Source organism: Mycolicibacterium tusciae, assembly GCF_002086795.1.
GTDB classification, from domain to species: Bacteria; Actinomycetota; Actinomycetes; order Mycobacteriales; family Mycobacteriaceae; genus Mycobacterium; species Mycobacterium tusciae.
The window spans coordinates 1-22,347 of record NZ_MVIM01000021.1 but is presented as its reverse complement, the minus strand read 5'-3'; the positions used below and the strand labels follow the sequence as shown (position 1 = coordinate 22,347).

The 22,347-nt window shown below is 67.1% G+C and carries 16 protein-coding genes and 2 pseudogenes; all 18 read right to left on the bottom strand.

What is annotated here, in order from left to right; genetic code table 11:
* Positions 1 to 86: 86 nt before the first annotated feature.
* A complete protein-coding gene (locus tag BST47_RS26515; protein WP_014211210.1) occupies positions 87 to 2,165 on the bottom strand; it encodes an NUDIX domain-containing protein in 2,079 nt (692 codons plus the stop codon).
* A gap of 96 nt (positions 2,166 to 2,261) precedes the next feature.
* Complete coding sequence (locus tag BST47_RS26510; protein ID WP_014211209.1) at positions 2,262 to 2,462, bottom strand: hypothetical protein; 201 nt, start codon at positions 2,460 to 2,462, stop codon at positions 2,262 to 2,264.
* Between the two features lie 70 nt (positions 2,463 to 2,532).
* Entirely contained in the window at positions 2,533 to 2,952 is a 420-nt protein-coding gene (locus BST47_RS26505) for a hemophore-related protein (protein WP_234809881.1), read from the bottom strand.
* 854 nt (positions 2,953 to 3,806) lie between these two features.
* Entirely contained in the window at positions 3,807 to 4,403 is a 597-nt protein-coding gene (locus BST47_RS26500) for a class I SAM-dependent methyltransferase (RefSeq protein ID WP_014211207.1), read from the bottom strand.
* 81 nt (positions 4,404 to 4,484) lie between these two features.
* The gene (locus BST47_RS26495) at positions 4,485 to 6,749 is read right to left on the bottom strand and encodes a heavy metal translocating P-type ATPase (protein WP_014211206.1); all 2,265 of its coding nucleotides are present in this window, start codon (positions 6,747 to 6,749) and stop codon (positions 4,485 to 4,487) included.
* Positions 6,750 to 6,801: 52 nt separating this feature from the next.
* Positions 6,802 to 7,032 carry a heavy-metal-associated domain-containing protein gene (locus BST47_RS26490; RefSeq protein WP_041303430.1) on the bottom strand — a complete coding sequence of 77 codons (231 nt, stop codon included), beginning with the start codon at positions 7,030 to 7,032 and terminating at the stop codon, positions 6,802 to 6,804.
* A 166-nt stretch (positions 7,033 to 7,198) separates the two neighbouring features.
* Positions 7,199 to 7,492: a metal-sensitive transcriptional regulator gene (locus BST47_RS26485; protein WP_041301956.1), complete on the bottom strand. Its 294-nt coding sequence runs from the start codon at positions 7,490 to 7,492 to the stop codon at positions 7,199 to 7,201.
* A gap of 175 nt (positions 7,493 to 7,667) precedes the next feature.
* Positions 7,668 to 8,162, bottom strand: a complete 495-nt coding sequence (locus BST47_RS26480; protein ID WP_014211203.1) for a YflT domain-containing protein — start codon at positions 8,160 to 8,162, stop codon at positions 7,668 to 7,670.
* Between the two features lie 85 nt (positions 8,163 to 8,247).
* On the bottom strand, positions 8,248 to 10,662 hold the full coding sequence (locus tag BST47_RS26475; protein WP_014211202.1) for a phosphoketolase family protein: 2,415 nt from the start codon (positions 10,660 to 10,662) through the stop codon (positions 8,248 to 8,250).
* A gap of 102 nt (positions 10,663 to 10,764) precedes the next feature.
* Positions 10,765 to 13,221 (bottom strand): heavy metal translocating P-type ATPase, encoded by a 2,457-nt coding sequence (locus BST47_RS26470; RefSeq protein ID WP_014211201.1) that lies wholly within the window; start codon positions 13,219 to 13,221, stop codon positions 10,765 to 10,767.
* A gap of 11 nt (positions 13,222 to 13,232) precedes the next feature.
* Positions 13,233 to 14,717 carry an MFS transporter gene (locus tag BST47_RS26465; RefSeq protein ID WP_234809880.1) on the bottom strand — a complete coding sequence of 495 codons (1,485 nt, stop codon included), beginning with the start codon at positions 14,715 to 14,717 and terminating at the stop codon, positions 13,233 to 13,235.
* 513 nt (positions 14,718 to 15,230) lie between these two features.
* Positions 15,231 to 15,437, bottom strand: a pseudogene (locus tag BST47_RS26460) (zf-HC2 domain-containing protein); the annotation flags it as partial.
* A 1,085-nt stretch (positions 15,438 to 16,522) separates the two neighbouring features.
* Positions 16,523 to 18,937, bottom strand: a complete 2,415-nt coding sequence (locus BST47_RS26455; protein WP_083128832.1) for a flippase-like domain-containing protein — start codon at positions 18,935 to 18,937, stop codon at positions 16,523 to 16,525.
* A gap of 83 nt (positions 18,938 to 19,020) precedes the next feature.
* Positions 19,021 to 19,212 carry a phosphatase PAP2 family protein gene (locus BST47_RS31340; protein ID WP_272937650.1) on the bottom strand — a complete coding sequence of 64 codons (192 nt, stop codon included), beginning with the start codon at positions 19,210 to 19,212 and terminating at the stop codon, positions 19,021 to 19,023.
* Positions 19,209 to 19,505, bottom strand: coding sequence for a hypothetical protein (locus BST47_RS31335; RefSeq protein WP_234809879.1), 297 nt, complete (start codon positions 19,503 to 19,505; stop codon positions 19,209 to 19,211). The genes BST47_RS31340 and BST47_RS31335 overlap by 4 nt, the downstream gene beginning before the upstream one ends.
* A gap of 104 nt (positions 19,506 to 19,609) precedes the next feature.
* Positions 19,610 to 20,449, bottom strand: coding sequence for a sulfurtransferase (locus BST47_RS26445; protein ID WP_083128831.1), 840 nt, complete (start codon positions 20,447 to 20,449; stop codon positions 19,610 to 19,612).
* A gap of 440 nt (positions 20,450 to 20,889) precedes the next feature.
* A complete protein-coding gene (locus BST47_RS26440) occupies positions 20,890 to 21,153 on the bottom strand; it encodes an SHOCT domain-containing protein (RefSeq protein WP_107529103.1) in 264 nt (87 codons plus the stop codon).
* Between the two features lie 114 nt (positions 21,154 to 21,267).
* Positions 21,268 to 22,045, bottom strand: a pseudogene (locus BST47_RS26435) (P-type ATPase actuator domain-containing protein); the annotation flags it as partial.
* Between the last annotated feature and the right edge of the window lie 302 nt (positions 22,046 to 22,347).

Sequence of the window (22,347 nt, the reverse complement as noted above, 5' to 3'; positions counted from 1 at the left end):
GTTGTGCCTTCGAGGAAAAAGATGTACTGACCGGTCCGCGTGCCGGCCCGATGGCCGTTCACGCCTGCGCGCTGTGCGAATCGAGTTCATGTCGTTGCAGGATCCGTGGCGGATTTATCTGGTGTTGTGTCCGCCCCGAGCAAGCCGCTCAGTATGTCGATCACCGTAGCGGTCAGCGCACCGAGGCGGTTCAGGTCTGGCTCCGTGCCGCTATTCGAATGCTGTTGTTGCTGGGCCGGATTGGCGTCGCTTAATCGAGTACCGAATGCGCACACGTCCAGCTCGCGAATCGAGGCGACTTCAGCGAGGTTGACTGGCCCGCTGTATTCCGGGCGGGCACACCAGGTGAGTACCGGGGTCACCAAGAACTTCGATTCCGGGTCGGTCATCGCGGGCAGGGCGCCGAGGAGGTGCACGCTGTGCGGGTTGAGCCCGATCTCCTCGGCCGCCTCGCGCAGGGCGGTGTCGATCGGGCCGGTGTCGCCCGAATCTTGGCCGCCGCCGGGAAATGTCAGTCGACCCGGGTAGTCGCGCAGATCCGTGGCGCGTTCGGTGAGAAGCACCCGTGGCCCCGCCGGTCCACTGGTGAGCACTACCAATACTGCCGCTGGCCGCAGCGTGACGACCTGCTGGGGTTCTTGGGTGAGCTGCGGGTAGCGCCGGGCCATTGCCGCGGCCAATGACTGCGCCCATTGCGGAAGCACCGCCGGTGACGGTGAACCCGAATGCGGTGCCCGGTCAGGCCCGGCCTGGACCTCTGTGCTGGTCCAGCCGATCAGTGCTGACCGCACGTGCATGGTTGTGAAACCGGCCGCGGCGTCCGCGGACGCAACCAGGCGGGTCTGCTGTCCCAGACCGGGGTGCCCGAACAGCGCGCGCGCCGGACGGTGCACGGCGTGGTTGTCGGGATCGGCCCAGTCCGCAGGGTTGTTGGCCACCGCGACCAGCGCCTGAGAAGAACCGACGAGGTGGGCGATCTGGCCGGTGAATGGGGTCAGGCGTTCGCTCATCGCGGGAACCAGCACGAGGTTGGCACCGGCCTCCGTTAAGGCGTGCACTGCCTGCGGGTTGAGAAGGTCGCGGCAGATGGCCATCACAATATGCCAGCCCGCGGCGGTGACGTACACCCGTAACTCCGGCCAACCCTGCGGTTGGATGTCTTCGACGATCGGATGCTGTGCGGGAGAGTGTTTTTCGTGGATCAGCGGGTCTGGATGCCCACGCACCCAGGCGATCGCGGTGTTGCGCCGCCTGCGCGGTGAACCATCGCTGTGATGGTAGCTGCCGGCGACCAGTAGGCGGGGTCCGTCCGGACGGCGCACCCACGCCTGCAGTCGTCGCGACAGCGACTCGGTGACACACAACTCTGGTAGGACCACTATCGAGGCGCCGGCGTCGGCGGCGGCACCGATGAGCTCATCGAGGATGCGGTGTTGTTGACGGACATTAGTTGGCCGGATGGGGAATGCGGGCTGCGCGGGATCCGCGGGCAGCGTGAACTCCGTTAAGGCCGTGTTCGGGTGGCACGTGGCGATGATGGTATCGATGGTGACCAGATCCGCCAATGCGTCAAACAGGCTGTAGTCGAACACGATTCGAAATTGGGTGGCCCACCCGCCGGCCAGCCGAACTCGGCGGGTTTCGTCGAGGCGGTTGGCCAACAGCCACGGCGGCGCGGTGGGCCGCATGTCCATCACGGCGCGAATGTCGGGCACTCCCAAGGGGATCGGGTCACCAACTGCCGGCTGATACGGACTGCGCCGTCGGAACGAGTCGGCAAGAAACTCGCCGTAGTGTTCGTCCACGAAACGCGCCAGAGCGTGGGCGATCATCACCGGCGCGACGCTGTCGACAGGAATCAGGGCCTGCGCCAGCGCACTACGCGTGGGCGTGTCGAGGGTTGACTCGGCTGGGTGGGACACGGCGATCGCCTCAATCGGACGAAGAATTGTGGCGAGCATCGCCCGCATCCGCGGATCGGTGGCTTGCGCCCATAACACCTGGTGTTCGTCACGGCACAGATGCAGCAGGTGCGTCAGTGTGACCAAGGGGTCTGTCTGTTCGAGGACCCTTTCCCGCAGAGTTTCCAGCCGTTCGGCAGGCGACTGTAGCCGAGCCACGCACGGCGAGCACGGCCCCACGTTCGGATCAAATCCGGTGGGCATGTCGTCACCAACGATCTTGACGGGATTGATCGCTGGATCGCGTGTGCCGCATGCGTGTGCTCACCCGGGCCAGGTCCAATCCGCGACTTTCGGGGATCAATGTGACGGTGTCCACCGATCCAATGCGTCATCGAGCGGAGTGGAGTCCAGCACCCGCTTGCGGCCCAGCAGACCCGCCGGCCTGGCCGCCTCCACAGTGACCTCGAGGATCCGGTTCGGCCACCTCGAGCGGGCCGGCCCGGCGCGCATGTCTATGAACACCGTGTGCTCCCTCTCGAGGTCCTGACTGTCGAGCACAAACAGAATCTGCGTCGCCCGCGATGCTCTTCTGGGGTGCCTCGCTGCTCAGACCACTATCGCGCAGCGCTTACTGCCCGGGCGACATACCGCCAGGCGCCATTTCCCCGGGCGCCATAGCTCCAGGCGACATAGCTCCAGGCGCCATGCCCCCGGGCGCCATACCCCCGGGCATCATGCCTTGGTGCATGGGCAGGCCGCACCTGGCGCTCAGATCCCTGACCGGTTGGTGGATGTTCTGGAACGTGGCCGCCACGTCTGGGTGGGTGTCGGTGTAGGCCTTGATCGCGGCCCGCCGCTCCTCGGGTGTGCCCTGGCTCCTGGCATCAATGAACACCTGCTGGACGTCTGGACGGGAGTCCAGATAGTCGGCCATCTGGGTCATCGCGGCGGCGTGTGCCCGCATCACCGCTGCCGGAGAACACGGATCCGGCGGTGGCTGCGCCGCCGCCGCGCCCGCTGCTGCGAATGCCACGATTCCCGCCGCCACGCCAGCTGCTGCCGCGCGAACCACACGCCGTGGAACCCGCCCGCCATGCATGTGCTTATTCACTGTCATCACTCCTTCCGAACGGCTGCTTCTGATGACCGCCCATGATTACCGCTGAACGCATCGCCTGAAGTCCGCGTTGACCCGGCGTCGGGCGCCGACACCCTCGTGGTGTCGGTTGCCCACGTAGGCGCTTCCCCTGAGGTCTAAGCCGGGGCCCAGCCGACACGGCTTCGCTCCGGGAAGATGCCCGGCGCGCAGTCTTGCGATAGTGCCGCCGCCCACGCAAACCGTCCACTGCAGCAGCGCCACGGGTGTTCGGAGGCTTATTTGATCGACGCTCAGGAATATCTCCCATCGGGCCCCTCTATGTCGGCGCCAAACCCCAACACTCCCTGCAGCCGTATGTCAGGGAACATCTGGACTCACGTCCACCATGCACGATCGTGATGCCGCTTTCGTAACCTATCTGGGATCTACGCAGTTGGTCCATACTTCGCGAAAGTCGACCGCGGCGAGCCGTGCCGATCACCGCGGTCGCCCACGATGATGGAGGACCTCCCTGCGGCGCAGGCCCGTGCTTACAATGGCTGGTTGCAGACGTGCTGGGGCGCTCGTGGCTGCCGGTGACCGGGGAACCGGGTCTGGCACCGGTGGCCGACGAAGTCACCACGAAACTTTCAGGCCGCCATCGATTGGCTCGCCGAATCGCACGTCATGAGGTCGGTCGCCCTCACGTCGCAGGAACCGGTCTGCAGCCAGCCAGGTCAGTCCTGCCAAGGGCGGGGCCCGGATTGGTCGGAATCGCCTGGTGAGCGCGGTGCCGAAGAACACGCCCGGTTCAACACGCCGGTTCAGGCCTTCCGTGCCACCCCGACGAACATCATCCCGGCGAGGTGGTCTTCGATCCGCCCGGTGCCGTGCAGCCCATGGCGGGCCAATTCGGCGGCGAATTCGTCGGCCTCGAAACGATTGTCGGGTGGATGCACCGTGAACGTGCGGAGCGCCCAGCTGTCGAGCACGTGGCGCGGAACCTCCTCGAACAAGAGCAGGCCGCCGGGCCGAAGCACCCGAGCGATCTCGGTGACGGCCTGCTGCCAGTCCGGCACGTGATGGATGATGCCGAAATCCACGACCGTGTCGACGCCGCCGGTCGGCTCCCCGATGTCGCAGACATCGCCCACCGATAGCGACACCGGACGTCCGTGCAGTCGTTTGCGCGCCAGCTCCACCATCGATTCGTCGAGGTCGAACGCGGTGACGTTGGCGGCACCCAGCCGGTCCAGGATCACCTCCGCACCCACCCCGCGACCGCAGCCGACCTCGAGTACATGCTGGCCCGCCAATGCGCCGCCGGCGAGCCGCCGGAACCACGCCGCCTCCCGGTGGTGCTGGTGCGCGGCCCGCACCGGATTGTTCATTGCGGCCCGCTCGATCTTATTGAGCTTCATATCCCACCTCTTCCGCTTCCCGATGATGAACGGCCGCAGGCCCCATGTATCGCCAAAGACACTGCTGCCCAACTCATTTCACTACCGAGTAGGCGTGAATCGCCGCAGTCGCAAGCTGTTGGTCACCACGAACACCGAACTGAAGGCCATCGCGGCGCCGGCGATCAGCGGGTTGAGCAGCCCGACGGCGGCCAACGGGAGTGCTGCGACGTTGTAGGCGAACGCCCAGAACAGGTTGCCTTTGATCGTGCGCAGGGTGGCGCGGGCCAGACGGATCGCATCAGGTGCGGCGCGCAGGTCGCCGCGCACCAGGGTCAGGTCGCTGGCTTCGATCGCGACGTCGGTGCCGGTGCCCATCGCCAGGCCGAGGTCGGCCTGGGCGAGTGCGGCCGCGTCGTTGACGCCGTCGCCGACCATCGCCACGACTCGCCCCTCGCCCTGCAGCTTCTTAATGACGTCGACCTTGTCGGCGGGCAGCACCTCGGCCACGACTTCGTCGATGCCGACCTGGTGGGCGACGGCCTGGGCGGCGCGGTGGTTGTCCCCGGTGAGCAGCACCGGGCGCAGACCGAGCGCGCGCAGCTCGCCGACCGCCGCGGCCGAGGTGGCCTTGACGGTGTCGGAGACCACGATCACCGCGCGGATCGCGCCGTCCCAAGCGATCCACACGGGGGTGCGGCCCGCCGTTTCGGCTTCGTCGACGACCAGTTGCAGCGATTCGGGGGCGGTCAGCGCCCACTGCTCGCGCAGCCAGCTGTACCGGCCGGCGACTATGGCGTGGCCCTCGACGACACCGGAAACGCCTTGGCCGCCATGGTTTTCGAAGTTTTCGACTTCCGGCGGCGGGCCCAGCGCGGCGGCGTGGGCGGCGATGGCTCGGGCGATCGGGTGTTCGGAGGCGTGTTCGAGCGCGCCCGCCAGGCGCAGGGCCTCGGCCTCGGATTCGCCGCCGGCGGCGTGCACCGAGGCGACGGCCATCCGCCCGGTGGTGACGGTGCCGGTCTTGTCCAGCACGATCGTGTCGATGCGGCGGGTCGATTCGAGGATCTGCGGGCCCTTGATCAGGATTCCCAGTTGAGCGCCGCGACCGGTGCCCACGAGCAGCGCGGTCGGGGTCGCCAGACCCAGGGCGCACGGGCAGGCGATGATCAGCACCGCGACCGCGGCGGTGAATGCGGCGGTCACCGAGTTTCCGGTTAACAGCCAGGCGGCGAGGGTGAGCAGCGCGAGCCCGATGACGATGGGGACGAATACCGCCGAGACCCGGTCGGCGAGGCGTTGCACCGGCGCCTTGCCGTTCTGCGCCTCGGTGACCAGGCGCGCCATCTGCGCGAGTTGGGTGTCGGCTCCGACGCGGGTGGCGCGCACGAGGATCCGGCCGCCGGCGTTAACCGTGGCGCCGACGACGCTGTCGCCCGGTCCGACCTCGACGGGTACCGGTTCGCCGGTGAGCATCGACGCGTCGACCGCGGTGGTGCCCGAGGTGATGACTCCGTCGGTGGCGATCTTCTCGCCGGGGCGGATGACGAACTGGTCGCCGACGGCGAGTTGGCCGATCGGGATTCGGGTCTCGGTCGATCCATCGCGCAGCACGGCGACGTCTTTGGCGCCCAGGTCTAGGAGTGCGCGCAGCGCCGCGCCGGATTGCCGCTTGGCACGGGCTTCGAAGTAACGCCCGGCCAGGATGAACACCGTGACGGCGGAGGCGACCTCGAGGTAGATGTGCGGTTCGGCGCTGCCGGTGGTCAGCAGGTCGAAGGTCATTGTCATGCCGGTCATGCCGGCGTGGGTGAAGAAAAGCGCCCACAATGACCATAGGTATGCGGCCGTAACTCCGACCGAGATCAGGGTGTCCATGGTGGCGGCGCCGTGCTTAAGGTTGGTCCACGCGGCGCGGTGGAAGGGCAGTGCACCCCACACCACCACCGGCGAGGCCAGTGTCAGCGTCAGCCACTGCCAGTTGTCGAACTGCAGCGCCGGGACCATCGACAGCAGCACGGCCGGCACGGTCAGCACCGTCGACACGATCAGCCGCTGCCGCCAGCCCGCGGCCTCGTCGGGTTCTGGCGGGCCGGCCGTCTCCTCGCGGGCCGCGTCGGGCAGCCGGGGAAAGGTGGCGGTGTAGCCGGTCGCCTCCACTGTCGCGACCAGATCCTCGGGGGCCACCTCGTCGGCGAAGGTGACCTTCGCTTTTTCGGTGGCAAAGTTGACGGTGGCGCTGACCCCGTCGAGTTTGTTGAGTTTCTTCTCGATACGCACGGCGCACGAGGCGCAGGTCATCCCGCCGATCGACAGCTCGACGCTGCGCGGGTTGTCAAGTTCGGCGGCGTGATCGGTGGTGCTCATGTGCTGTCCTCTCCTTCACGTTCACGCATTAGCGAAGCGGTGCCGGGGTTTGTCAGTCGGTGGCCAGGCGGTAGTCGCCGGCCTCGTCGAGAGCGGCGGCGACCTCGTCGTTGCCGATCGGGGTGTCGCTGGTGACGGTGACGGTTGAGGCGCCTCCGGAGACCAGCTCTATGTTCACCGAGGTGACGCCGGGCAGCGCGGTGAGTTCCTTGGTGACCGCGCCGACGCAGTGAGCGCAAGTCATTCCGGTGACGGGGTAGCTGGCGGTGGTGGTGGTGCTCATGGCGTTGTCCTTCGACGGAGTGATCGGAATGGATGCGGTCTGCGGTTGCGTGGAGCAGCAACTGCATCGGGCGGTTGCGGGCGCAGCCGGCGGCAGCGAGCGGGTGAGCTTCAGGTCCATGGTGTTGAGTCCTTCCGCGGTACGGGTCGGTCAGGAAATGGGTTGTTCAGGAGCGCACGAGACGCGCGATGGCCGCCGAAGCTTCGTTGATCTTTTCCTCCGCCACGTTCCCGCCCGCCTGGACGGCGTCGCTGACGCAGTGCGTCAGATGTTCGTCGAGCAGTATCAACGCCATCGATCCCAGCGCTTTGGTGGTGGCCGAGACCTGGGTGAGCACATCGATGCAGTAGGTGTCTTCCTCGATCATCCGAGCCAGCCCACGCACCTGACCCTCGATTCGGCGCAGCCGCAGGACGTAGGCATTCTTGGAGTCCACATAACCCGGTGCGGTGGTGTCCATCGTCGCCCCTTTCCTACAGATACCCATGGGGAGTACCCCTATCGGAGATTATACCCCCATGGGGTATAGGTTGGTCAAGGGGCGCCGCGGTGAGGGGCCCTACGACGTAGCGGCGGTATACCGGGCGAGGTGCTGGCCTCACCGGCCGTGATGACGCAACTCCCCTGATCGTCGGTTAGCGCCTGGTGGTGAGCAGATCGGCGGCCTTGGCGGCCAGGGCCGGTGTACACGCGATGTCGTAACGCTCGGCGGCCAGGGTGGAGACGGACGTGAAGTCCCGGCGGCCGTGGGTGGCCCAATGTTCGACGAATCCGAAGATCGCCCCCCACACGGCGCCGATGAGCAGGCCGGCGAGCATGACGCCTAACCATGCGGCGCCGGCGGCGAACATTCCCAACAGCAGGCCGATGAACAAGCCCCACCATGCGCCGCCGGCCGCACCGGTGAGGGCGGCGCGTGCAGGGGTCATGCGGCCGGTGATGGCCTCCACGGTGCTCACGCCGTGGCCCACGATGCGTAGATTCTCCACGGGGAAATCCGCATCGGAGAGATAGTCGACGGTGCCCTGCGCCTGGGTGTAGTCGCGGTAGCTGGCTATTACCCGATACTCGGCGGTGGCAGCGGCTTGGCTGGCCGGGTCGTCGAAAGATTGATCGCGATGGCTGTCCATGGTTTCTCCTCCTTGGTGGTTGGGTTCGGGTTCGGATGCCGACGTTCCAGGCGGCTCGACCCGGCGGCGACAGTCGGGATCTGGTCTAAGAGGGCCAGGTCCAGCCGCTGATGGCGGGGTCGTCCTCGCCGTGGGCTCGGGTGTAGGCGCGGGCGCGCAGCCGCGCGTCAACCATCCGCTGGCGCAGCGCCGCCGCGGCGGCGCCCAGGCCCGGTACCCGGTCGATGACGTCGATGACCAGGTGGAAGCGGTCCAGGTCGTTGAGCATGACGAGGTCGAACGGAGTGGTCGTGGTTCCTTCCTCCTTATAGCCGCGGACGTGGATGTTGACGTGGTTGGCCCGCCGGTAAGTGAGCCGGTGGATCAGCCACGGGTAGCCGTGGTAGGCGAAGATGACCGGCCGGTCCGGGGTGAACAGTGCATCGAACTGGGCGTCGGGCAGCCCGTGCGGGTGTTCGGTATCGGGCTGCAGCCGCATCAGATCGACCACGTTGACGACCCGCACCCGCAGGGCGGGCAGGTGTTGTCGCAGCAGCGCCGCGGCCGCGAGCGTTTCCAGGGTCGGGACGTCGCCCGCGCAGGCCAGCACCACGTCCGGCAGCCCGTCGGCGCCGTCGCCGCCGTCGTTGCCGGCCCATTCCCAGATTCCCAGCCCGCGGGTGCAGTGCGCGACCGCCTCCTCGATGTCCAGATAGGACAGCGCCGGCTGCTTGCCGGCCACAATCAAGTTGATGTACTGGCGGCTGCGCAGACAGTGATCGGCCACCGACAGCAACGTGTTGGCGTCCGGCGGCAGATACACCCGCACGATCGCCGCCTTCTTGTTCACCACATGGTCGATGAACCCGGGGTCCTGGTGGGAGAACCCGTTGTGGTCCTGGCGCCACACGTGCGAGGTCAGCAGGTAGTTCAGCGACGCGATCGGCGCCCGCCACGGTATGTCGTTGGTGACTTTGAGCCATTTCGCGTGCTGGTTGACCATCGAATCCACGATGTGGATGAACGCCTCGTAGCAGGAGAACAGGCCGTGCCGGCCGGTGAGTAGATAGCCCTCCAGCCAGCCCTGGCACAGGTGCTCGGAGAGCACCTCCATGACACGTCCCGCCCGCGCGAGGTGCTCATCGGTGGGCAGCGATTCGCCTTGCCACACCCGGTCGGTTTGCTCAAACACCGCGCCGAGCCGGTTGCTGGCGGTCTCGTCGGGGCCCATCAGCCGGAAATTGTGGGGGTTGTCCCGGATGACGTCACGCAGGAACGCCCCGAGCACCCGCGTCGCCTCGTGCAGCGCCGTGGCCGGCGCGGGGACCGCGACGGCGTAGTCGCCGAAGTCGGGCAGCCGCAGCGGCTTTAGCAGCTGCCCGCCGTTGGCGTGCGGACTGGCGCTCATCCGCGCACACCCGGTCGGCGGCAGCGCCGCCAGCTCCGCGATCAGCGCGCCGGCCTCGTCGAACAATTCCTCGGGCCGGTAGCTGCGCAGCCACTCCTCGAGCTGGCGCAGATGCTCGGGATTGTCGGCCAGATTGGCCAGCGGCACCTGATGCGAGCGCCAGGTCCCCTCCGTGGGGAGGCCGTCGACCTCCTTCGGACCGGTCCATCCCTTGGGCGTCGCTAAGACGATCAGCGGCCAGCGCGGCCGCTGCGCGTCGCCATCTTCTCGAGCGGCCCGCTGAATCCTGGCGATCTCGGTGACCGCGTCGTCCATCGCTGCGGCGAGGTCCTGGTGAACCTGTGCCGGGTCGTGGCCTGACACCACATACGGCCGGTGTCCGTAGCCCTGCAGCAGGTCGATCAGCTCGTCGTCGGGGATGCGTGCCAGGACCGTCGGGTTGGCGATCTTGTAGCCGTTGAGGTGCAGGATCGGCAGGACGGCGCCATCGTGGACCGGGTCGAGGAACTTGTTGGACTGCCAACTCGCCGCCAGCGGCCCGGTCTCAGCCTCGCCGTCCCCGACGACGCAGGCCACCAGCAGGTCGGGGTTGTCGAACGCGGCACCGTAGGCGTGCGCCAACGCATAGCCCAGCTCGCCGCCCTCATGGATGGAGCCCGGGGTTTCCGGGGCGACGTGGCTGGGGATGCCGCCGGGGAAGGAGAACTGCCGGAACAGTCGGCGCAGGCCGTCGGCATCGCGGCTGATGCCGGGGTAGACCTCGCTGTAGGTGCCCTCCAGGTAGGCGTTGGCTACGAGTCCCGGGCCACCGTGGCCCGGGCCGATCACATACATCGCGTTCAGCCCGCGCCCGCGGATGACCCGGTTGAGGTGGGCGTAGATCAGGTTGAGTCCGGGCGTGGTCCCCCAATGCCCGAGCAGCCGCGGCTTGACATGATCGAGCTGCAGAGGTTCGCGCAGCAGCGGATTATCCAGCAGATAGATCTGCCCGACCGACAAGAAATTGGCCGCCCGCCAGTACGCATCCAACAGACGCAGATCGTCGGGTGACAGCGGGCCGGACGCGCCTGGCCGGGCGGTGCTGAGGTCGGAAGTCGGGGTGGTGACGCTCATGGGTTGCTCCTCTGTATTGGCGGTAGACACGAGACGGGTGTGACGCATCCGCGGTGTCGGCAACGGGTCAGGCTCGGCGCGCGTCCAGCCGCGCCGGCGGGGCTACTGAACGCCGACCGGTGATGGCTCTCCGGATGGCTTCACCGCGGCGGCATCGGGTTGTGGTGGTTGCGGTAGTCGCAGCCGTTTGAGCATCAGGGCGTTGACCGCGACGATCAGGCTGGACCCCGACATCGACAGGGCGGCGATCTCTGGGCGAAGCACCAGGCCCAGTGAGGGTTCGAAGACGCCGGCGCCGATGGGCAGGGCGATGACGTTGTAGCCGACCGCCCATCCCAGGTTTTGCCGCATCTTGCGCAGCGTGCCCCGCCCGATCCGCAGCGCGATGGGCACGTCGAGCGGGTCCGAGCGCATCAGAACCAGGTCGGCGGTTTCGATTGCCACGTCGGTGCCGGCACCGATCGCGATGCCCAGATCCGCCTGCGCCAGCGCGGGGGCGTCGTTGACGCCATCACCGACCATCGCGACCTTCTTCCCTGAACGCTGCAGTTCGGCGATTTTGGTGGCCTTGTCGCCGGGCAGCACTTCGGCGATGACGGTGTCGATGCCCAGCTGCCCGGCGATGCGCTGGGCGGTGGCCTCGTTGTCACCGCTGAGCATGACCACCTCGACGCCCAATTCATGCAGCGCGGAGACGGCGTCTGCGGAGGTTTCTCGGGCGGCGTCGGCCAGGGCGATCACCCCGATCCCGCGCCCGTCGACGGCCACCAGCACCGCGGTGCGGCCGGTCGAGGCGAGCTCGTCGCGCCGATCGATCACCGAACCGAGGTCGACGTTGTCGGCGGCCATGAGTTTGCGGTTGCCGACCGCAACGCGGCGGCCTGCCACGTCGGCGGTGGCGCCGTGCCCGGGCACGTTGCGGAACCCGTCCAGCGACAGTCGCGGCACCCCACGGTCGGCGGCGTAGCGCACGATCGCGCCGGCCAGCGGATGTTCGGATTCGCGTTCGACGGCGGCGACGAGGGCGAGCAGCTCGTCCTCGCCGATGCCGTCGGTGACCACGTCGGTGACTTCGGGTTCGCCCTTGGTCAGGGTGCCGGTCTTGTCCATCACCACGGTGTCGATGCGCGCCGAGGTTTCCAGCGCGGTGGCGTTCTTGAAAAGCACCCCGCGTTTGGCGCCCAGTCCGGTGCCGACCATGATCGCGGTGGGAGTGGCCAAACCGAGCGCATCGGGGCAGGTGATGACGACCACGGTGATCGCGAACAGGAGTGCCATCTGCACGCTGTCACCCGCCAGTAGCCACACCAGGAAGGTGCCGGTGCCGCCGATCAGCGCGACAAATACCAGCCAGAACGCGGCCCGGTCGGCCAGCCGCTGGCCGGGGGCCTTCGAATTCTGGGCCTCCTGCACCATGGCCACGATCTGGGCGAGCACGGTGTCGGAGCCGACCTTGGTGGCACGCACCCGCAGGGTGCCGGTGGTGTTGATCGAGGCGCCGATCACGGCCGAGCCGGGCGCTTTGGTTACGGGCAGGCTTTCCCCGGTGACCATGGACTCATCGATTTCGGAGTTGCCGTCCTCGACGGTGCCGTCGACCGGGATCTTTCCGCCCGGCCGGATGAGCAGCAGGTCTCCGACCACGACCTCGGCGGTGGGGATCTCGATCGGTTCGCCGTCGCGCAACACCACCGCCATTGGCGGCGCCAGCTCCAGCAGGGTGCGGATGGCGTCGTTGGCGCCGCCGCGGGCGCGCATCTCGAACCAGTGCCCGAGCAGCACAAACGCGGTCAGCACGGTGGCGGCCTCGTAGAACACCTCGCCGCCGCCGGTGACGGTGATGGCGAGGCTGTAGAGCCAGCCGGTGCCGACGGCCACTGCGACCAGCACCATCATGTCCAGGGTCCGCGCCCGCAGTGCCCGGTAGGCGCCGTCGAAGAAGATCCAGGCAGAGTAGAAGATCACCGGCAAGCTCAGCAGCAGCGTGAACACGTCGTCGCGCAGCCCGAACGGTGCTGGCACTGTGAATCCGAGGACGTCGCGTCCGATCGGGGACCACAACAGGATCGGGATCGACAACACCGCGGCCACCAGGAAACGGTTGCGCATGTCGCGCACCATGTCCTGCATCGATGCCCCGGCATGTCCGCCGTGCCCCATCGCCTCCTGCGGGGTTCGCACGGCCGCCGCTCCGGCCTGGGCTTCGTGTCCGGCGTGACCGTCGGCGACCGCCAGCGCTTGGTCGTGGGCCTGCTCGGCGGGGTGGGCGTGTGCGGTGGGGGGTGGATCCGGCTCGTCCATCGGGTCGCACACATGCTGGGGCACCGACTGCCCGGCGCAGTGGAAGCCGCAGTCGCGCACCCAATCGCGCAGCTGCGCCAGCGACGTCACCTGCGGGTCGAACACGACCGTCGCGGTCTGCGCCACCGGGTTGGCGTCCACTTGCAGGACGCCGGGGCGGCGGCCCAGCACGGCGGTGATCCGGTTTTGTTGCGACGCCCACAACATTCCCCGCACGTCGAGCACGGCGGTGCTGCGGTCTTTCGGCTGTTCGGTCATCGCAAAGTCCTTCATGTCATTGGGGACGGCAGCTGGGTGGAGGTGGCTCGGCTCGGCGCGCGGATCGCGACGATGGCGAGTCCGGCGGCGGCGACCGCCAGGACGGCGTTGACCCAGAAACCCATGGTGATGCCGGTCGTGAAGGCGGTGGCGTCGACGGCCGATCGCGCGAGGTCTCCGGGCCAGTGGGCGGCCACCACGGCCCCCATCACCGCGACGCCCAACGAGAGCCCCACCATCCGGGAGACGTTCAGCGTCGCGCTGGCGATGCCGGAGCGCTCGTCGGGCACCTGCTGCATCGCGGCGGTGGTGATCGGGGTCGTGGCAAGCCCGAGACCCAGACCTTCGATGAGCAGCCCGGGCAGCAGCTGCCACATTCCCCACCCGGGATCGACGCCGGCCAGCAGCACCAACCCCGTCGCCGCCAGCACCATGCCCGCACCGATCAGGACGCGCGCGCCGACGTGCGACACCAGCCAGCCGGCCAGCGGCGCGAGGACGGCGATCAACACCGTCATGGGCAACAAGACGAGGCCGGCACGCGTCGGGGAGAACCCGGTGACTAGTTGCAGGTACAGCGAAAGAAAGAAGAACACGCTGCACATGACGGCGAGGTTCAGCAACGCCAGCACATTGGCCGCCGCGACGTTCGGAATGCGAAACAGCGACAGATCCACCAACGGCGCCGCCGACCGCCGCTCCGCCACCACGAAGATCGCAGCGCTAGCCGCGGCGATCGCCAGCATCGCCCACAGCCGGATCGAGGTCCACCCAAGGCTGTTAATTTGCGTCAGCGCGAGCACCAGCGCGAACAGGGCGATCGCGGACGCGATGAGCCCCACCACATCCACCGGCGCACGCAGCGGCCGCCGAGCCGGCCGCGGCCTGGGCAGCGCGGCGCGGGCCAGAATCAACATCGCCAGCCCGGTCGGGAGATTGAGAAAGAAGATCGACTGCCAGCCAAACGCGTCGGTCAGCAGCGCCCCCAACAGCGGGCCGACCGCCAGTGCTGCAGCACCGACGCCGGACCACACGCCCAAAGCGAAGCCGCGCCGCGCCCCGGAGAACGACGTGATGAGCAAAGTCAACGCGGACGGTGCGATCAGCGCCGCCGCACCGCCCTGGGCGGCGCGCATCCCGAGCAGCATCGCGCCCGTCGAGGCGAAGCCGGCCAGTACCGAAACGACGGTGAAGGCTGCCACGCCGCCCAGGAATACCGGCCGTGCACCGAACCGGTCGGTCAGCAGGCCACCGGCAAGAGTGAGCACGGCAAAGGGCACCGTGTAGATGTTGATCACCCACTCCAGCCCCGACAGGCCCAGACCGAGCTGACGGCCTATCGACGGCAGTGCGATCGCCACGGCGGTGTCGTCGAGCAGAACCAGAAACGATGCGACCGCCACCGTTGCGAGCACCCACCACTGCCGACTCTCAACCGCGGTGGACCCTATCCCCTTGGTCGTTACGTTCATCATCCCCTTGGTCGTTACGTTCATCCGATCCCCGTCTATCGCCTCGCCGGCCGGCGTGTGGTCCCCGGCAAGACTGCCAGCGGATCATCGGGTACCCAAGGGACTTTAGACCTAATTACTAGATAACTTAGTAGAGATGTCGGGAGGCGGCACCGTCCCGGCGCCAAGATGGGGAGCGCCGAAGGGAGACGATGAGGAAAACCTCAATACAACCAAGTGGCCGCCGCGGCCAGCCCAGCTCCGAGGATCGCCTGACACCCGCGGTGCAGAGTCCTCCCGTGGCCGGTGTCGCTTGCACGAAATAGCGTGTGTAGCTTCGATTTTGGCTGGCTTCGCAGCGTGGGTAACGGTTGCCGGTCCTCGCCTGTCCGGCTGGACGATCTGCGGGTGGCTGGCGACGGCCGACAGAATTCGGGCCGCGAGCGGGCGGGTCCGTCGTGTTTCCCTAGGCGGCGCGGGCGTCGGCGCGTGATCAGCGCACGTTTGAGAGGTGCGCCAGAGGCGCTCGCACCGAGCCTAGGCGAACGAGGCCCGCTATTCAGCCGATGAAGGCGCACCGCAGGCAGGCGGGCCGCCTTCGCCGATCGCGCGGGCTTCGTCAACATCGAGGATCCTCAGTAGCGGAGGCAAGTCGCTGAGCTCCGCAACAGCCGCCCGGCACGAAGCGCATATGGCCAAGTGCGCTTCGAACTCTCGCCGCTCGGCACAGGACAGAGCACCTAGCACGTAGGCGGCGTCCCACATCGCGAAATCGTGGGTGTTCCGGTGCGGCGACAAGCCGTTGGGCGGTTCCCCACACAGCTTCATGGCATCACGAACTTTCTTGGCGAGGTAGGGCTACCAAGCCGACCATTGCATCAGGTTGGCCAGAGCCCGCGTAGAGCGCTAAGTTCTTGCGGTGCATAACGTTTCCCCCTCCCTGAAACTTCCACCAACTGTCCTCGGGCCGGCCGTTCCCCGGTAGGGCATCAGGTCACTTCGGGTCGGTGCCCAAAGTCCTGTGCAACCTAGTAGTGGGCCACAAGCGACGCCCAACCTGCACCTCGTCCGTTGCCAATTCCACGCCGGTGGGCGTGGAGGGCGGCTAACACCACGCGGATACATCGAGCTGTCCAAATGCATCGCGACCACATCAGCGGCTTCGATTACGACGTCGGTCGTGGGTCGCCACGCTCTTTGGTCCCCTTCTCGACGCCTGACAGACCGGTCTGCCGTAAGCAGCAACACAGCCAGTCGATCCTGGACTGCCCGAGGGACTTTTCGGCCTAATACTAAGGGACCTAGTAGAGATGTCCATGGCGGCTCCGGCGCCACACTGAAGAGCACCGAAGGGAGGCGTGATGCCACGTCGATACAAGCTCATAGCGGTCGACACCGCGGAACAGTCCGCGGGTCAGACCGAGGTCTTGGGCCGGCGGGTGCGGCGGGCCGCCGTGGACTCCGCACCGTCCGGCTCACCGACACCGACAAAGCCGTCGAGCGGCGGCCCTAATGAGTACAGTCACGAGGGAGTCACCCGCCATGCCACGCGATGACTCGAGGTCGCGGTGAACTGCATTAGTCCCGATCTCGGACGTGATCCCCGCGTTCTCCCTTGAACAGACACGGCCTATGTACGTAGCAAGAAGAACGCTGTCGGAATTGGATTAGTAGTGTCACCATCCGCGTTGAGGAATACGGAATCGCGGATTCGGGACCCGCGTCACCGGCTGCGCGAACAAGAGCCGCGAACACGCAATGCGATCGCACGCTACCCGAACGTGTTGCCTCCGGGCGCGGGCGCCGCCGCAGAGTCGGTGCCTAAGGCGAGCCGACGCAAACGTGGCCGCTCATAGAAGTTGGTGGCGTTGTAGTGATTTCATGGAAAAGAAGCCGACGGCCGCCGGGAGCCAGAAGGTTGCCAGCCGGTAGGCCAGGACGCCCGCGACGGCCGGTGCGCTGGCGACACCGCCCGCCATAAGGCCGGCGACAAGGGCGGCCTCGACCACGCCGAGGCCCGAAGGCGTCGGGCTGGCCGCCCCGAGTGCCGAAGCGCCGAGGAAGACTGCGGCGACCAAGGCGGCCGGCGCGTGACCGCCGAATGCGTGCACCGCGAAGCCCAGCGCCGCGATATAGGCCAGGTTGGTGCCCAGTTGCCCACTGAATACCAGAACTGCCCGTCGCGGCTGGCGGGCGATGTCGGCCATCGAGCCGGCGGCTTTGCGCACGTCCGCCAGCCAGTCCCGGCGCCGGACCAACACCGCGATCGCCACGCCGAGCACCGTCATGACAGCGACGAATCCGATCAGCAGGCCCCAGCCGCTCGGCAGTGCCGAGGCGAGCACCACGCGCGACTGGCCGAGCCACAATCCGACGCCGAGCAGTTCGAGGATGTGCAGGACCGCGCCCACGGTCACCGTCACAGCGACGGCGGCAACGGCGGTGGCGCGCGACAGCCCCGATCGCTCCAGATACCGCTCGTTGACGGCCGCCCCGCCCAGCCCGTAGGGCATCAACCGGTTCGCGAACGAGGTCGCCAGCTGCACATTCACCGTGCGGCCAAACGCGAGCGGACGCGGACTGGCCCCCATCAGGACAAGGGCCGCCGCCACATACGTCGCAGCCGACATCGCGAATGTGCCTACGAGCCATTGCCATTGCGCCTCGTCGAGGGCAGCGATCGTATGGCCTAGATGACCGACCTGGGGCAGCAGCACATACGTCGCGAATATCGTCGCCGCGATCCAGCCGAGCGTGCGCCAGCGGAACCGCAACAGAACCTCCCGCTGCGCCAGTTCCGCGCCGGTGGAATCGGCGACGGCGGAGCGCAGCTCGTCGAGCAGGCCCGGATGATGCCGCACTGCCTTGCGCGTCGCCGAAGCAAGTGCCAGCGGCTGCAGCAGCGGCGCCGCGCCGCGCAACGGATCGGGACCGACGATCTGAAGTGCGGTTGCCACAGCGCGTTTCACACCGACGTTCAGGCTCATCGAGACGAGCAGCTCGGCCACATCGGCGTCGAGCCGGTGCTCGGAGGCGCCGGACTCGCCAAACCCGAAGTCGACGATCCAGGGCTTTCCGTGCTCATCGATCAGCACGTTGGCAAGGCGAAGGTCGCGGTGCGCGATCCGCGCGGCCCGCAACAGCGGGACCTGGCACCACACCTCGCACAGCACCTCATCGGACACCGGCTCGGACATCGAGCGAGCGAGGTTACGTCCTGGAATCCGCGCCTCGGCCAGCCATGCGTCGCCGTTCTCGGCGACTCCGACCGAGACGATGGCGGGGGTCCGCACACCTGCCTGCTGTGCTAGCAACGCGATGAGGGATTCGTGCTCGGCCTCCTGTTTGGGTGTGGCGAAAGGGGATTCGTCCTCGACGTTTCGGAAGACGGTGTGGCGGAACAGTTTGAATAACAAGTCTGCGTTGCGTTCGTGGTACCCGATGACTTTCACGAACAAGTCGGTACATTCTCCGCAATTCTCGGTGGCGACGAGAAACGGTCGCGAGCCTCGCGCATCCAGGGACAGAGGAGTGACCCAGATCGGGCACAACCCGGCGGCGGCCAGGGCCCGCTTGATCGCAGGCGCCTCAGCACGGTGCACCGGGGCTCCCCACAGCAGGTGCAGGCCGGCGGCGACCGTCCAGCCGAGCGCAGCGCCACCGAACACGTCGAGAACGAAATGGGCCCCGACGAAAACCCGCGCCACAGCCACCACGGCCGCAGCCACCCACGCGACCCGGCGCCACGGACGCGGCAACCACGGTCCCGCGGCAGCCGCCAACGCGGCCGCAACCGCCGCGTGCCCCGAGACGAACCCCAATCCGCCCTGAAGAGTACGCAGCGTCAGCTCATCGAGCAGGACGTCGGGCCGTGCCCGCCCGACCAACGTCTTCACCACACGCGCGAGGAGATAGGCCAGCACGCCCGCGGCGGCCAGGTCCCGAGCAAGACCGATCCGCCGCGCGAGCAGCGCCGCCCCGGCCGCGACGCCGACCGCGCCGATCGAGCCCAACTGCATAACCGCCAATAGAACGGGCGACACCCACGACGGCAGGTCATTGATCACCCGGAACAGGTCCACCTCAAGGCGAGGCACGTGCACGTTGGTGTAACGCGCCGCCAACGCCGAAATCACTAGTGCCACAACGCCGAGTGCAACCCGGACGACATCACCCACATGGCGCTGGATGACGATGGCATACGACGACTCGCCGCCCGCGATCATTGCGGGCGACGCCAAGTTTTGTGTTGCCTCGGACGCCATCGCCTGAACGGTCCCAGGGGCATCGACCCCGGACTAGGGGATTTCGGCTCCGGCCATAAGGACGATGTACCCCGCTTGGATCCTCACTCCGAAGCCCGGCCCACGCCATCCGCGCGACCCCGAACTCCGACAAGGAGATTCAGCAGGGCGCCTATGGCCAGGCCGGCCGCGGCCCCGCCGATCACATCGAGCGGCGAATGCGCCCCGAGGTAGATGCGCGCCGCGGCCGCCACCACCGCGATGACGAGGATGACGGCCCGCCAACGACGGCTCAGATATGGACTAGTAACGCCGCCATGCCTAAGCGGATGACGGCGTGGCCCGACGGGAACGACGACCCCGCGGCGTGCATGTCACGCAGGACCGCCCCAGGTATGCCTGCCCCGGGCCGCTCACGCTTCACGAGAGCTTTCAGGATGTCCCGCTCGACGATCAGTTTCGTCGGAACCAGCAGCATCAGGCCCGTGGCGAGGCGAAACTTGCGCGCGCCCAACGCGACGGCCGCGGCGACGCCCGGTGCTCCGAGCACGCCCGTCAGCTGAACTACCCAGAGTGGCCGATACAGCATGTGGGGCGGCGAGTTTGATGCGAGTAGACACCTCGCTGTCGACACGGGACGGGGGCATCCAAACTCCACGCTCGTCATCGACCCATGCCCCCGCGGGCACCCCGTCAGGTCGCGTCACCCAGCTCGATCGGAACGCCCACGAGCGAACCGTATTCGGTCCAACTTCCGTCATAGTTCTTCACGTCGGAGTGACCGAGCAGCTCCCGCAACACGAACCAGGTATGCGAGGACCGTTCACCGATGCGGCAGTAGGCGATCGTCGGTTTAGATCCATCCAGCCCGACGTGGGTATAGATGGCCGTCAGGTCGTCATCGGACTTGAAGGTGCCGTCCTCGTTGGCGGCCCTGCTCCATGGCACGTTCATCGCGCCCGGGATGTGGCCGGCGCGCTGCGCCTGTTCCTGCGGCAGATGGGCGGGGGCGAGGATCTTGCCGGAGTACTCATCGGGCGAGCGGACGTCGACGAGGTTTTTGTGGCCGATCGCGGCGAGGACCTCGTCGCGGAACGCACGGATTGTGTTGTCGGGCTCCTTGGCCATGTATTCGGTGATCGGGAGGTTCACCGTCTCGGTGGTCAGCGGGCGGCCGTCGAGTTCCCACTTCTTGCGGCCGCCGTCGAGCAGCTTGACCTTGTTGTGGCGGTACAGCTTGAAATACCAGTAGGCGTAGGCGGCGAACCAATTGTTGTTGCCGCCGTAGAGGATCACGGTGTCGTCGGTGGAGATGCCGCGATCGGACAGCAGCTCGGAGAACTGGTCCTGGTTGACGAAGTCGCGGCGCACGGGATCCTGCAGGTCGGCCTTCCAGTCGAGCTTGACCGCGCCTTCGATATGACCGCCGTCGTATGCCGTGGTGTCCTCATCGACCTCGACGAACACGATGTTTGGGTTGTCGAGGTTCAGCTCGGCCCACTCGGCGGTGACCAGAACGTCCTTGCGGCTCACTGCGGTGACTCCTCACATCTCGCTAGAGTGGCTCTTGCCTGTCACGCCATCTACGCATGTCAATAGTAGATACGCTACTGGGGTGATCGGGCCCCGGATTGGTCGGTGGTTGTGGATTCGACGATCTGCCGTGCCCATCAGCACGCCGCGGCCCCAAGGTATCTGCGCGGTGTTCCACGAGTGTTCTGATCTGATCGGTCATCGCCGACGATGGGCCACAAAGCGGGTTCCCAGTCGGTTTGAGACCTCGTAACGCAAGAAGTGCAACGGGATTGAACGATCTTCGACACCGTCAAGATCTGGTGAGGCGGGCGACGCGCTACGACAGACACGCCATCCCCCCATGCGGCCCGTTCGAGACCACCCACCCGATCGAACCCCTGCGCTGCTTTCAACGCTGTTCGGCGTCGGAGAGGGCCGGAACGGACGGTCGAGCATTGCTACGGCCGTGCGTGATCACGCAAGACTGCCAGTCGATCACGGAACTCCGATTCACTGATCTCCCCCCGCGCGAACCGGGCGGCCAGAGCCTGCTCTGGCGACGGCGCATCGGGCCGAAGCGGTGGACGATTCCGCTGATCGCCGATGGCGTATCGGATCAGCGCGACGATTCCGACAATGAGCAGGGCCCAAAACAGCACCATCCCCACGCCCATTCCTGCATAACCCCACCAACCCATATCAGGGCCGTACCAAAACATCACGGCTCCTCCTCCAACTCGCTGTTGAACCACATAACCGAAGTACAGTCTGGTCGCTGAGACCGCAGGTACCGCAGAGTCATTAGCACCACGTTGAAGGGACCTTCGCCACTCCTCGTTGTGGATCAAGGCGAAGAACAGGTGCTCGCGGATATTGCGCATGGTGGCGCGGGAGAGCCGAATCGCGGTGACAACGCCGGCCAACGAGCCCGAGATGAGTGTGATGTCGGCGGCCTCGGCCAGGGCTGGCGCGTCGTTGATGCCGTCGCCGACCATGCCGACCCGCCGACCTTCCGCCTGCAGCCGCCGGATCTCACCGGCCTTGTGCTCGGGCAGTACCTCGGCAAGCACTAGCCGGGACGCCGACCTGGCGGGTGATCGCCACGGCGGCGCGGGCGGGGTCGCCAGACCCGAGCGCGCAGGGGCAGGCGATGATCAGCACCGCCACTGCCGACACCAGCCCAGCGTCAATGCGGGGGCCGGGCCGGCCACGAACCAGACCGCGAAGGTGGCAATCGCGATCGCGATGACGACCGGCACGAAGTACGCAGACGTTGCATCGGCCAGCCGCTGGATCGGAGCCTTGGACGCCTGTGCCTGCTGCACCATGCGGATGATCTGCGCCAGCATCGTGTCCGCGCCGATCTTGACCGCCCGCACCCGCAGGGAGCCGGTAGACCACCGACTCGTCCACCGCGGACTGCCCGGCCAGGACCGCGGCGTCGACCGGGATCTTCTCGCCGGGGCGGATGAGGATCTCGTCGCCGACCACGACCTCATCGATCGGGATTTCATCCTCCTGACCATCACGCAGGATGCGGGCAGCGCGGGCATGCAACCCGAGTAGCGCGCGGATCGCCTCCCCGGTGCCGGCCTTGGCTCGCGCTTCCAGCAACCCGACCAAATCTCCCATCGGGGGAACACGCCCATAGGCACCCCCACGCCATCTGATGAAGTCCACGCGGGCGGTTGCAAGCAATGTGACCTACGACCCGATGCGGTGGGGTCTCAAATCTCACGACGAGATCGGTACGCACCTCCTAATGTCGACACTGCGGTGAGCCGCCATTCGCCGAGGTTCGCGCTGCGGCTGGCCGGTGACCGGGGCAGAGCGACCGATGAAAGGACTCTCAATGAAGAAGTCAAGCAGCCGTCGTCGTGGTGACGGGGGGTGAATCAGGTTGCCAGGTGCGGTTG

What these genes read in the sequence shown, in the direction of transcription:
- BST47_RS26485 (WP_041301956.1), bottom strand. Translation starts at nt 7,492, where the DNA reads ATGGACACCACCGCACCGGGTTATGTGGACTCCAAGAATGCCTACGTC.
- BST47_RS26465 (WP_234809880.1), bottom strand. Translation starts at nt 14,717, where the DNA reads ATGAACGTAACGACCAAGGGGATGATGAACGTAACGACCAAGGGGATA.
- BST47_RS26455 (WP_083128832.1), bottom strand. Translation starts at nt 18,937, where the DNA reads ATGGCGTCCGAGGCAACACAAAACTTGGCGTCGCCCGCAATGATCGCG.
- BST47_RS26480 (WP_014211203.1), bottom strand. Translation starts at nt 8,162, where the DNA reads ATGGACAGCCATCGCGATCAATCTTTCGACGACCCGGCCAGCCAAGCC.
- BST47_RS26495 (WP_014211206.1), bottom strand. Translation starts at nt 6,749, where the DNA reads ATGAGCACCACCGATCACGCCGCCGAACTTGACAACCCGCGCAGCGTC.
- BST47_RS31335 (WP_234809879.1), bottom strand. Translation starts at nt 19,505, where the DNA reads ATGCTGTATCGGCCACTCTGGGTAGTTCAGCTGACGGGCGTGCTCGGA.
- BST47_RS26475 (WP_014211202.1), bottom strand. Translation starts at nt 10,662, where the DNA reads ATGAGCGTCACCACCCCGACTTCCGACCTCAGCACCGCCCGGCCAGGC.
- BST47_RS26500 (WP_014211207.1), bottom strand. Translation starts at nt 4,403, where the DNA reads ATGAAGCTCAATAAGATCGAGCGGGCCGCAATGAACAATCCGGTGCGG.
- BST47_RS26470 (WP_014211201.1), bottom strand. Translation starts at nt 13,221, where the DNA reads ATGACCGAACAGCCGAAAGACCGCAGCACCGCCGTGCTCGACGTGCGG.
- BST47_RS26490 (WP_041303430.1), bottom strand. Translation starts at nt 7,032, where the DNA reads ATGAGCACCACCACCACCGCCAGCTACCCCGTCACCGGAATGACTTGC.
- BST47_RS26515 (WP_014211210.1), bottom strand. Translation starts at nt 2,165, where the DNA reads ATGCCCACCGGATTTGATCCGAACGTGGGGCCGTGCTCGCCGTGCGTG.